The organism is Leucothrix pacifica (assembly GCF_003172875.1).
Classification (GTDB): Bacteria; Pseudomonadota; Gammaproteobacteria; order Thiotrichales; family Thiotrichaceae; genus Leucothrix; species Leucothrix pacifica.
The window spans coordinates 1-12,656 of the sequence record NZ_QGKM01000026.1 but is presented as its reverse complement, the minus strand read 5'-3'; the positions used below and the strand labels follow the sequence as shown (position 1 = coordinate 12,656).

8 protein-coding genes are annotated in these 12,656 nt (G+C 47.6%); 4 read left to right on the top strand and 4 right to left on the bottom strand.

The window, feature by feature from the left end:
- Window positions 1–21 precede the first annotated feature (21 nt).
- Complete coding sequence (locus tag DKW60_RS10480) at window positions 22–516, top strand: c-type cytochrome (RefSeq protein ID WP_109837608.1); 495 nt, start codon at window positions 22–24, stop codon at window positions 514–516.
- A 169-nt stretch (window positions 517–685) separates the two neighbouring features.
- Here DKW60_RS10480 and DKW60_RS10475 read toward each other — a convergent pair whose 3' ends face one another.
- The gene (locus DKW60_RS10475; protein ID WP_109837607.1) at window positions 686–9,361 is read right to left on the bottom strand and encodes a DUF7933 domain-containing protein; all 8,676 of its coding nucleotides are present in this window, start codon (window positions 9,359–9,361) and stop codon (window positions 686–688) included.
- A 281-nt stretch (window positions 9,362–9,642) separates the two neighbouring features.
- Between DKW60_RS10475 and DKW60_RS10470 the strand changes: the two genes are divergently transcribed.
- Window positions 9,643–9,861: a hypothetical protein gene (locus tag DKW60_RS10470; protein ID WP_109837606.1), complete on the top strand. Its 219-nt coding sequence runs from the start codon at window positions 9,643–9,645 to the stop codon at window positions 9,859–9,861.
- 59 nt (window positions 9,862–9,920) lie between these two features.
- On the opposite strand, the gene DKW60_RS24660 is transcribed toward DKW60_RS10470, so the two are convergent.
- Entirely contained in the window at window positions 9,921–10,151 is a 231-nt protein-coding gene (locus tag DKW60_RS24660) for a GDCCVxC domain-containing (seleno)protein (protein ID WP_425451323.1), read from the bottom strand.
- A gap of 296 nt (window positions 10,152–10,447) precedes the next feature.
- Entirely contained in the window at window positions 10,448–11,029 is a 582-nt protein-coding gene (locus DKW60_RS10465) for a Uma2 family endonuclease (RefSeq protein WP_219988712.1), read from the bottom strand.
- Between the two features lie 307 nt (window positions 11,030–11,336).
- Between DKW60_RS10465 and DKW60_RS10460 the strand changes: the two genes are divergently transcribed.
- Window positions 11,337–11,597: an antitoxin gene (locus tag DKW60_RS10460; protein WP_109837605.1), complete on the top strand. Its 261-nt coding sequence runs from the start codon at window positions 11,337–11,339 to the stop codon at window positions 11,595–11,597.
- Between the two features lie 86 nt (window positions 11,598–11,683).
- Here the strand turns inward: DKW60_RS10460 and DKW60_RS23510 are convergent, their stop codons facing one another.
- Complete coding sequence (locus DKW60_RS23510; protein WP_146203470.1) at window positions 11,684–11,923, bottom strand: hypothetical protein; 240 nt, start codon at window positions 11,921–11,923, stop codon at window positions 11,684–11,686.
- Between the two features lie 150 nt (window positions 11,924–12,073).
- Between DKW60_RS23510 and DKW60_RS10455 the strand changes: the two genes are divergently transcribed.
- The coding region (locus DKW60_RS10455; protein ID WP_484170925.1) for a phospholipase D-like domain-containing protein at window positions 12,074–12,656 on the top strand (583 nt) is incomplete at its 3' end.

Genomic DNA, 12,656 nt, shown 5'->3' with positions numbered 1-12,656 from the left:
AAACCAAAACAGGAAAGGAATATGAAATTACTGACTTTAAGCGGTGTGCTACTCAGCGCAGTGCTCACCACCAATATCGCCATCGCCGCTGACGACACAAAAACACCGGAAACCACAGAAGCTACTACTGAAACCACTGAGGCAACGACTGAAACCACAGAAACCGTATCAGGCAAAGAGGTCTACCAAACCTACTGCATCGCCTGTCATGTCAGTGAAGGCATGCCTACCATCGCTCCACCAATTTTTGCCGTAAAAAATCACGTCACCGCTGAGTATCCTGAGCGCGAAGACTTTGTAAAACGCGTTACAGAATGGGTCAAAGCACCTAATGCAGACGATGTATTAATGCCGGGTGCTGTGCGTAAATTTGGCCTGATGCCTGCCATGCCGCAATTAAGTGACGAACAAGCAGTGGCTGTTGCAGAATTTCTGTTTGATAGTGATATGGAACTGCCGGACTGGTACGCAGAGCACTACGAAGAAGAGCATGGTGAGAAGCCTAAAGCTCAGTAATTAACCGCCTAAGCATCGCATTGATGCTTACAACAAGGACTATATTCCCACTTTTCGACTAAAAATAGGAATATAGTCCCAGTTTGAGTGATTTCATAGCAGCCATGAAAGAATGGATCACATATCCCGAGTCAAGGGCAGGCTATCCTAGCCCTCAACCCAGAATAGTCTACTTATCAATCTCCACTCGATAACTAACCGAAGAGCCCGACCCACCACTCAACGTCCCGGTAAATGTCCACTTCAGTGAATCATCTAACCCAAGCGGACTAGCTGTGCAGCTCATTCCACTAGGCTCTGTGCCACAGCTGGCATTTCCAAACAGTGTTGTATAAGGCGGCACAGTATCGTTCACTACCAAATCGGTAATCGGCCCGGTACCGGTATTACTGTAATAAATACGATACTCCAGCCGATCACCCGGTTCCGCCGTGTTGACCGTCGCGGTTTCTTCACTGTCTTTAGTAACATTCCTCACCGTTTTACGCAGCTCCAAGCGCGATGGCCCAAGCTCTTCCACCACAGGCGTTGCAGCAACCGGCGCTTGTGCAGGTTCAGGATCTGTTTCCGGAATATAGGGTGTCGATGGCACTTCCGGTGTGGCGGGCACTGCTGGCGTGGTGTCGGTTGCTGGCTCACCAATGGTAGCCGGCACATTCGGCGTGGCAGGCTGAGCAGGTTGAGCCGGAACCGCTGGGGTTGCGACCACCTCAGGAGTGGCAGGTAACGTCGGTGCCTGAACTTGCTGTGAGGTCGTCACATCCCTAACCACCAAAGACTGAGTACCGGCATACGTATTTTCATAATCAAACGCGGCAGTAATTGTTTGAATATACGTATCATTGGCGGCCACATTGGACGGCGCATAGACTTTATTAATCAAACACACACTGCTGGCAGCAGACAGCGCAACCGGACTAGTGAGTGGAGCAGCACCTTCACTACCATTTAACACACCATCACAGTTAGCATCCCGATACAAAATCGAAGACCAGCCACTGCTCGTATTACCACTGGAAACACTGGTAAAACTCACACTGCCCTTGGTCGGCGTTGTGAATTTATGCTCATAAAACAGCACATTACCCGGTAATACCTGCCCTGAATTGTCAGGCTCAAAGACTGGTGGTTTCACCTCACCAAAGTCCTGATCAGTAATGTCGCTAGTGGTGACAGTAAAGGCATCACGCACGTCAGCCGTGGTTGAGCGATAACTTGCCGGATTCTTGGCAAATGCCGGGCCACAGTCAGCAGGAACCGGCACGCTTTGTCGTGAGGCCTCATACACCTGATACGTTCCGGGCGTCACATCCGCAAACACATAATCGCCATTGCCATCAGTGCGGGTACTCACACAAGTGTCATTAACCGTGTCATACAACACCACTGGCAATTGAGTCACACCCACCTCGCCACTGTCGTTTGCGGCGTTGACATTCACATCGCGGAACACCCGACCACTCACCGTCACACCGGCAGTCGTTATGCTGATTGGATGATCCTCAACTTCACCATCGGTTTTTGCACCACCGGGTTCACGGTTATTCAAAGAATCGGTGGTCAGCCTCAGACGTAAATACGTACTACCTTCGGCGATATCCGCCGGAATATTCGACCAATTCAATGTGTAATTGGTTTGATTACTTCCTGCTTCAACCGTTCTGATCGCAGCCTCATCCGCATCAAACGTGCCATTGCCATCAAAGTCAATCCAGGCGATGAGAGTTGCCGGATCGCTAGTATCATTACTGGCTTTCACGGTGGTGCTGTACGTCCGGTCGGAGGTTGTGAGTACTGGTAAGCTACTCACTGCATCCTCATCTGCACCATCGTTTGCTGCAGTCGCCGAAGGCTGACCATCACTCTCAGTATCCGGCGCAGTTGAACCAAGATAAACACCATTAATCACACCGTGTTGCGGGCCTGCACTAGTTTCATAAGTGGCATAAGTGTCCGGAGCGTCACCGAAATCAAGGCTCACGGTATCACGGTAATCAAAGTCTTCAGACAAGGGCACCGCGCCAACACCGCTATCCTCCGTATCACGGTCTGTATCCGCTAACGTGAATACATCACCTGCATTGTCATACGCCGTGCCATTCACATCGGCATAGTTATCCGCGGACTCAACCGCACTATCCAAGCCATTATTGCCGACACTGCCATCGGTGCGCCCGTCACCATTGCCATCCGTCAGGCCTTGGCCGCTTTCCACAATATCAAGTGCACCATCGGCATCCGAATCAAGATCAAGATAATCAGCCGTCGTATCACCACCAGTTTCAGAAGCGTCAGTATTCACTGGCGTCAACCCACCTGCATAAGCCGTATCAACACCATTTGCCCCTACAGAACCATCCGGAGCGATATAAGCAGCAGTGGTTTGCGCCTCAACATTATCGGGAATACCATCATTATCGCTGTCTAAATCCAGATGATCCGAAAAACCATCCTCATCAGAGTCAGGCACCACAGCCAACAGAAAGCTGTAATTATTATTAAAGCTGCCAGTATTGTTAGTAGTCACACGCCAGGAAGTCACCGGAATCGCCGACTCCCATAAGAAATTACCAACCTGATTTCCACCCTCAGAACCATCGGCATACACCCAGTAATTACTACCATCACTGCTTTCGTAATACCCACTCTCCAAGCTAGTGTTCAGTGTGTAAGGCGCACCATCCAGTGCGACGATTCCATCACTGTCCCCTGCATCCGCTAAGTTACCGCCATGAGAAACCTTGACGAATGCAGCCAAACTTCCGGAGAGAGTAAAGTCAGTCCACTGCGTGTCAGAAACCGATAAATTACCACTACTGGCATTGGTATTGGCATTACTCCACGACACAATCACGCTGCCAGCAGGAACGCCCAACAAGGTACTAATATCCTTAGAACCGGTTTGAGCAGTCTCCCCCGCCGCTAGTCCCAGATCAGACGCCAGAACGAGCTGATAATTCCTCGGCGCTTCGACCGAATCCAAAATTCCATCGTTATCATCATCCAGGTCGCAACTGTCTTTTACACCATCAGAATCAGTATCCGGGCCAGCTGAACAAGGATCAAAAGTCAGCGCCGGAGGAAGCAAGGTAATAGCATAATCCTCAACCTCACCATCACTTGCAGCCGTAGTGCTATCGAGATTCTGTGTGCTTGACCAGCGGAAACGCGCATAGGTCTGATTCGTCGTCGCTGTTCCAGGTACACTGACATCAAAAGTGATTGCGCCGTTAGCGGTATTATCAGTATCACCTGCACCACCATCTTGAATATTCGTCGCAACTTGTTCGCTAACATCAAATGTACCGTTACCGTCGAAGTCAATCCAGCCTTGCAAATAGCCGCCTACACCGGTGACGTTGACCGGGATAGTTACACTTGCGCCCTGTGTCATTGCTGGCATAGTGACACCATCTTCGTCGTCTGTACCGTCAGCATCATCACCATCCGCATTGGCTGTTGGCTGGTTGGCTGTATCGGCATCAGGTGCGCCCGCGCCCAAGTAAGTACCACTTGAGATGACGTGGCTGGCCTCACCGTAGTTGTTGGTGCTGATGCCATCGGGAGCTATACCGACTACCGGAGCATCAGAGTAATCATATTGGGCAAATAACCTGGCATCATGACAAGCCGCACCATCGTTAAAAGTACCCGACTGAGCAGGTGACACATAGGTCATTACACCCGTGGTTCGGTGGAAGGAATAGAGGTCCCCAGTCATGTTATCAATGCCATAAAGGCCTCCATACTGATCAGCGAAGGCAGCACCAAAAATACCGGATGAGGTATTGCCGCTTGAGCCTGCTACGCCGATAGTGCTGTTTAATTGGGTGGTAGCTCCTGTACTAGGGTTAATTTTGTACAGATGACCACTTTGGATAAAGGCATAAATTTGATTATCAGCCGGACTGTAAGCCAAGTCATTGACATAAGAACCGGAGTAAGCACTGTTATAAGTATTTGTAGCAACAGGTATGGCAGGACTCAATGAAATAGTTTGCGTCACAGACACCGAGTTAACATTGACAACATAAATGCTATTGAGTGGACTGCTCGCACCACTTGGAGCAGGATCATCGGCAACATAAAGATTACCGGCACCATCCATATCAGCCGCAATATACCGGAACCCGTCAACATCAGGCAAACCGGTAATATTACCCAGATTGCTGGTTGAGCCGTCCGCATAAACACGCAGCAGGTTACGGCTGTTGCCAATAGCATACAGGTAGTTGTCGGCTGTGGAATATCCCAGGGCGTTGTAATTATCACCAGAACCCACTGATGTTAATGCATAAGAACTACCTGATTTTTCAATTTTTGAGAGCAGGGTATTGGCTGTAGAGTTTGCAGCAGTTGACATGTAAATATCTGCAGTACAGGAGAAGGCCGGGCCAGAAGGCGCTGCAGTGATAGTAACCGCATAATCCTCAACCTCACCATCACCGGCCGGGATAGATGGTGCCGATGCTGTCACTAAGCTGTCGGTGGTCAGGCGTAGCCGGACAAAAGTATTCATGGCCGAAAGCCCACTCAAACCCGTCCACTGCAAGGCGCCACTTAACGTTCCTGCGCTTACACTAACGCTTGTATGTTCGTTGCTGGTAAAACTACCGTCACCATTAAAATCAATCCAGGCATGCAGCGTGCCGTCGCCGTTAGCTATGATGTTAGCCGTTGGAATTGTGTAACTACTGTCCTCAACTGAGAGGCGTGGGAATACGGATACTCCGTCTTCGTCGTCCGTCCCATCTGTATCATCGCCATCCGCACTCGCAGAGGATTGATAAGACGCATCATTATCCGGCGCAACTGCCCCTAAATGCAGACCAGCCACTACCTGGTGCCGTGCTTCACCGTAGTTATTACTGCCCGCACCGGAAGGTGCGGTACCAGCTGTCGGTGCATCACCATAGTCGTAACTCGGCGGTGCGCCCGCAGTAGCAGTAAGCGTTGCAGTGGCCGCCGGAATATAACCAAGGTACTCCGTCTTAGCAGCGGTGGTAGTATTCACATAACTACCCGGATTCGCCACGGTGACATCTACCGATGCCGTACAAGAGCCATTGGCCGGTACAAAACCATAATCAAAAGTCACTCCGATATCCCCTGCAACAGGCGCTGCATCATTGGCATCGTTTCTGAGCGCCCCTGAGCTACAGGTCATGGTGACATTTGGCGTCGCAGCAACCGTCATTCCGTTGGGAAAAAAGTCCTGAAAAGCATGTGGCCAGCTCTCCATTCGTACTGAGGTGTCATTGTTATTCGTTAAAGTAAAGGTGAGAGTAGAAATCGTACCGACCTGAATCACCGATGGGGTAAAGCTTTTATTGAGCACAGGTGGTTCCTGCACGGTCAACTTGGCTGTATTGGAAACCGGACCGATACCGGTCTGGTCAGAATCAGCACCGGTAGTGGTATTGTCATGTACTCCAACGATTGAGCTGGTGACCTTTGCCGTAATCGTGCAGTTGCCGTTAGCTGGAATCACCCCACCAGTGACTTCAAACACACTGCCTCCGGCGGTCGCATTATAATTCACACTCTGGCAGCTACCACCGACCACCATCGGACTGGTCAGGTTCATATTGGTCAGGGTGTCAGTAAAGTTAATCCCGGTTAATGCGACATCGGTAGTGTTGTATACCCGGAAAGTAATCGTACTGTCCATTCCCGGCCCAATAGTGGATGGGGAGAACGATTTGTTGATGATAGGAGGTTCGTTGATACTCAGTGTGGCTTCGGTCTGTCCGCCATTAGTTGCACCTTCATTGGTTTGCAAGGCACCCAACGGGATAGTATTAGTATACGTTCCTGTGCTGGCAGCGGTGACATTGGCTTTGATACGACAAGCGTTCTCTGCGTTGAAGTTACCCCCAGATAGCTGGACGGTATCATTTCCGTTTTGCGTGCCGATGGTAGCAGTACCGCCACAGGTGTTTGAGATGATCGACTGCACATCAACACCAGCTGGCATTTCATCAATCAGTGCCAACACAGCACCGGTGTAGTTTGCCGGTGCCTGGTTCGAGTTGGTGATTTCGATAGTCAGTACTGATGTTTCGCCGGGGCCAACGTGACTTGGAGTGAAACCTTTAGACAGGTTTAATTCGCGTTCAACGGTAAGAGTTGCAGAAACGGCTGTTGGGTTAGTAATACCTTGATCTGAGGTGACTTCACCAACACCGATACTGTTAATGTGGTTACCACCGACATTAGCAGTAACATTGAATTCAAACCGGCAAATTTCTCCATTGTCAATATCAGCATTGGATAACGTAATAGAACCATCACCAGGATTACCGGTAATGGTAGCGTTACGACAACCGTCAGAATCACTGCCTGATGTGTCTGTAAAAGTGGCATCAACATTACTGTACAGGTACATATCGCTACCGGTAAAGGCATCAGTGACCGTTACGCCGGTTAGAGCTGGTGCTCCTGTTGTGTTGTTCGCAATGGTAATTCTTACTCGGCTTGGCTCACCACCACCGATCAGTGGGGTCAGGAAAGTTTTGTTTACACCAATATCAACCGGGTTAACGGTCAGGGTTGCGGTATTTGCATAGATTTTATAGAAGTATTTATAAGGTGCGATTTCACCGGCTTTTTCTCCAGTGGCATCTAAGTCAGTAAACGGGGTGAGTTTATTCTCGCCCGGAATACTGGTGCTGTACGAACCGGCTACTGGCGGTGCCTGAATATCGACTTCAACCCAGCATCTTCGTGTGATGCTTCCACTGCTGATTGGTGCAGTTAGAACATTGCCCGTCATATAACCACCGCTGAACTCGACATAGCTGGAGCCGGGTACGGCGTTAAGGGTACCACCGCAAGTGGAGCTGAAATTTGGATTAGCGGCGACAGTCAGGTCGGTAGGCAGGGTGTTCTTAAACGAAAGATTGTTGATTGCCTGATTGGTTATCATTGACGAAATAAGTTCATACCTCAGGCGTGCAATACCGCCGACATTCACCGCATCCGGGATGAAGTCCATATCCATGGAAAATGAATTATACTGAGTGTGTTGCAGCAGCACTTCAGCGCCAAAAATATTATTGGTACTGCTTCCGGTATCAAACACGACCCCTTCCTCTGTGGCGTCGGCGAGATTGGTTTTGACGGCAATATTTTCAAAGGCCTGATAAGCGTAATCTTCATCATTGGCTTTATGTGAGACTTGCACCTTGATTTGGCAGCTGGTGCCTTTGGGTACAGTGACTCCGCTAATATCAAAAAATTCATCGCCCGGTGTTGAGTTAAATACGGTTCCGGCACAGGTTGAACTCATCACATTTGCCTGTGAGACGGTGAGCAAGCTGCCGTAATTGGTGGTGCCTTTCTTAACTTCAAAGTTATCGCGTAAACGTAAATTCAGGATGTCATCACCGGTGGTGGGATCAGACAGATTGGAAATGGTGTAGATATAGACGTTTTCATCACCGGTGCGAATGGATTCGTTTTGTCTTGCTTTGGTGATAGTGGCCGCACCGCTGGTTTTGATCAGGCTGGCTGATGTTGAACCGTATGTATAACCCCCGGTAGTACCTGATGGAATGTCATTGGTGTAAGTGCCGTCTGTCAATACAGAAACGGTGGCGAGAATTTCACAGCTTGAAAATGAGCGACCAATACGGGGAGAGGCTGGTAAGCTGCCACCTGTCAGTGTGATTTCAGTGCCGCCATTGGTTGAAATAGTGCCGCCACACGTATTGCTGTCAATACTATCAACGGTCATCTGCCCTGGTGACGTTGGCATAATATCCGCTATATTTAGCGTAACCGGGACTACCTGTAGGTTTTCGAACACTAGTTTTAACTGGGACGTTGCTACTCCTGAAATGGCATGCACCTGTTTAAGGGTCTCATCATCAAAGGTTTTTTCAACCTCTATGCCGTGGTAACTATAAAAATAACCAGTGGTGGTGGTATTGGTCGCGCCTTCCGCCGTGCTAAAGGTGTTGGGTGCAATCGCGGCACGACCATAATCATAGTTTCTGTAGGATTGATCGGCATAAGCGCGTGTCTGAAGTTGCACGGTAATGGTACAGGAACCGTTAGCGGGTATCGTACCACCGGTATAACTGAAATCCGTTTCCTCACGGTAGGTGGTTGAACTGCTGCCCGCATCGATGACAGATACTGTACCACCACAGGTACCTCCCCCAGTGCCGTCAATCAGGTGCGCAATAGTGGTAAAGTCCCAGTCCATGTTGACATCGGTTAAGGACACTGCATTCGGGTTAGTGAGTGTCAACGTCATGGTAGCGACATCTTCGCCTTTGAGGTAAACAAAGCTACTGTAAGAACTTGTATCTGAACTTATCTGAACGGTAAACGGATTGATCAGTGCAGTGAGTGTTGCACTGGTTGCCTGATCAGTGCTGATACTGCTGCTACTAGCAGTCGCCGTTACATCTCCGGCAGCAATAGTATTGATATAGGTGCCTTTGGTAGGTGCAAGAACATCGATCTCGACCTTACATCTCCCAGGATTAATCCCGTCTCCTGCCGGAACCGTGCCACCGCTCAGCGTAAGTTGGCCTTCCGTAGCGCTGTTACTATGGGTGACTGTGCCACTACCACAGGTCGTGGTCGCGTTCGGTGTGGCAGCTACAAAAACACCAGCTGGAAACACGTCGGTAAAGGTGGTGTTTGTAGCAACTACTGTGTTCGAGTTTTGTAATTCGACTGTGAGCCGGGAGACTTCTTTGGGTAAAACCGTTGCGGGCATAAAGCTTTTGTTGGCGTCTAAGCCGGATGCGTGTGCCGATATGCTTGAGCAAAGCAAAATTAGCAGACTTAGGCATAGGAATAAAAACTGAAACGTTTTCTTAGAAGCCATTTGTTACCCCAACTGATTACTAGCGCTTATTTGTGTATTTATTATTTAAACTAATCATAATCAACCAATACCGCTTATAAATCAGATCTGATACTTGGCTTATTATTTTTTACTTATCAATATTCATGTTAAATATGAACATTATTCGCACTTTAATCACCTACAGATGAATCAACACTGAATAGAAAAAAGACTTTTAGGATTAATGTTTTATTGGAGTGAGTTGTAGCATGAATGAGATGGTTTTTAACCGTCTGTGTAACCCTTAGTCTAAATTAAGTGTGCTAGGATGGTTTACCTATGACATTGGTCGAGTCGCGCTGGAAAGGGACCGATGGGCCGATATCGAGCGGGGGCTTCGGGTACTGAAACCAGAGATTGAAATAGCGCCGATATTCTACCGTAAACCTGAAAGAATCAAAGCCCATACCCGACATGGGAAAAGCCTGTTTCACTACGGTCTGGATCACTTGTATGGCTTTTCAATCGTGGATTTCTAAATTGTTGTGTTCAGAGGTTTTCCGTCTTTCAAGCCCTAAAATTCGAAGATCCGTTAGCCCTAATGATTTAGCTTTAGCTGAATATCTTGAATAACAGGGCAGTTCTTACTCCCGTATGAGCAATAAATACAGCAAGAGCCAAGCTTTTTAGCGTATACATTTTGGCAGGACGGGCAATGATAGGTTTGTTCTACTACCTCAAATTTCATCACTCTGGTATCTATACAACCGCAACCAGGGCAGGTCACGTTGGTCTTATAAATTATCTTATCGTGGATTCGTAATGTCATGTTCTTGTACCAGAATGTATTGCACGTATCCTAGGTACTATCTCACAATAAACCCTTCAAAAATAGAATATGGTGACAACCGGTCTAGTAGGAATATTACTCACTCTGTCAGGAAAATCATCAAGGCTGGAGGCTTCAGGTGATTAACCAAAAATTCCGACAGCGCCTTAAATCTAAAGATCTTTAGTTTGATTCGGTACCTTTCATCGGTAGTGATCATTAATACTAGCCAGAGTTGGGTTGAGGTGATTTAGTAAGTGTTTTTACCTAACCGTTTTACTTCAAACTTCAACTCATCACCGCCAAGTAACATCCTCATAAATATCATCAAGGCACAAGCCTGCACTGAAGTGACTAGTCCCGTCCTCGCATTGCACAAGGATAGTATCCATCGAAGAAAGCGCTGAAACTTGCCATGCCCCCTCTTCATCTCGTTGGTAATAATCAACATGCTTTCTGTCAGCAGAAATAAGAAGGTAATAGTGAAGACTATCTAGCTCACTGTAAGCCAACCACTTTTCACGTCGGTCAACGGCCTCTGTCGATGGGGATAGTACTTCAGCAATTAAACACGGCGCATCTTTGTAATGACTATGATCGTCGTTCTCATTACACACCAGCATAACGTCCGGGTAATAAAAACGCTCTCCGTTTTCTATACGAAGCTTCATATCGCTCATGAAGACACCACAGTTTCCTCCACGCGCTTTGCTTCGGAGTTGGAAAGCAACGTTTAGCGCAATACGGTTGTGCCGTTCACCTGCCCCCGCCATTGCATAAACTTCACCTGTCACATATTCATGACGAGTTTCCGCACGCTTTTCTCCGTCCAAATACTCTTCAGCTGACAATGTTGTTTTGATCACTGCTTTTGACATAGTGGCCTACCATTTTTCTCTATAAATCAAAACATAGCACAGCAACAGGACTAACTAAACCTAAGCCGTTGAAAACAAATTCAGAATTCACGATGAGCGGGGCTCTTTAGCAGTGCTTGCCAATTAGCATGAAAGAATACTTGTATCCATGTGTCCGAAATAGTCTAACCACATTAACTACCCTTGGTTAAACGTTACCCAACACAAGATTATTTAAGGGGAAAGCACCTAGGCAATCACGCCCTAGTCTTTTTTTACATTTTAACATTTGATGTTATGATAAAAGCAACAAGCACAGAGATACAACATGAGCAGATTAACCATAGAAGTCTCAAGCGACCAGCATCAGCAAATTAAAGTAATGGCAGCGATGCAAGGTAAAAGCATCAAGGACTACATTATTGCTAAATTATTCAGAACAGATGATGAGATAGCCGAACAAGCCGCTTGGGAAAACCTAAAAACGGAACTCAATAGCCGCTTGGATGACGCAAAAGAAAATGGCGTTTCCCCTCTTACAGTCAAAGAAATCACCGAAAATGCACTTCGTGCACTGAGTAAGAATTAATGAGAATGGATCACATCTCCAGAGTCAAAGACAGACTATCCTAAGCCACCCAGCCGCCTCACAATAACCAAGAACAAACGGCTCCGCTACTGTCGGCTTCTGAAAATGGCCGCCGTCAGTAATACAACGGTTAAGGCCAAACACACCACCGCCATGAAGACATACGCCTCCAGTGTTTGCTGGTGATAGACAATGCTCTCGACGGGTTCGAAATATCGGCCGGTTTCATCGTATGGGTAGTGCCAGACGGAGTAGCTCAGGTAGGCGGAGAGTATGCCGAGTAGACCCAAGAAGTAGCTGGCGTAGTAGAGGGTTTTGGTTAGCATATTAGGGATTATATCGCTTACCTGCTGGCTTACAAGAAAAATTAAGAACCTACTAGTAGCACACTAAAAGCTACCAAAAATGGTTAAAATACTAACTATATGCGAAGATCCAATCATCGCTGAATAACTTAAAAACACGGAAGGCATCGCATGCAACAAGTCGGCATCTACGAACAGCTGATCACCCAGCTCATTGAAAGCCACTTAGATCGAGATCGTTTTTATATCGGTGACCGCCAGTTAGAGAGTGCTGATGCATCAATTTGGTTGTCCCGCTTTCTTAGCAATATTCTAGAGTTTGCGATTAAAGCTATTCCCAAAGGCGATGATCAGCTGCAAAAACAAATCGAGTTCTCGAATGAATTACTCATGTGGTTGAAGGGAAAGTTTCAAGATGAGGACTTTTTCGAGGAAAACTTGCTGGATACCCAAGGAAAAATTCTAACGGCAATTTACGAGCTCGAAAACCCCGTATCCTCAGATTTAAGAAAGTATGTTGAGAACATTTTTCCACTGACGGGTTTGACGCAAAGCGAACTGTTCTGTGGTAGCAATGCCGGACTGTCTTTGGAGTCTGAGCTAAAGCGCGAGATACTTTCTGCTGACAAAATCTACTGGCTCGTTTCATTTATCAAGTGGGCAGGGATTCGCATTTTTTGTAAGGAATTGGAGGCATTTACCAACAGTGGGCGTGAGCTCAAGATTATTACCACCTATATGAACGCATCCCAGT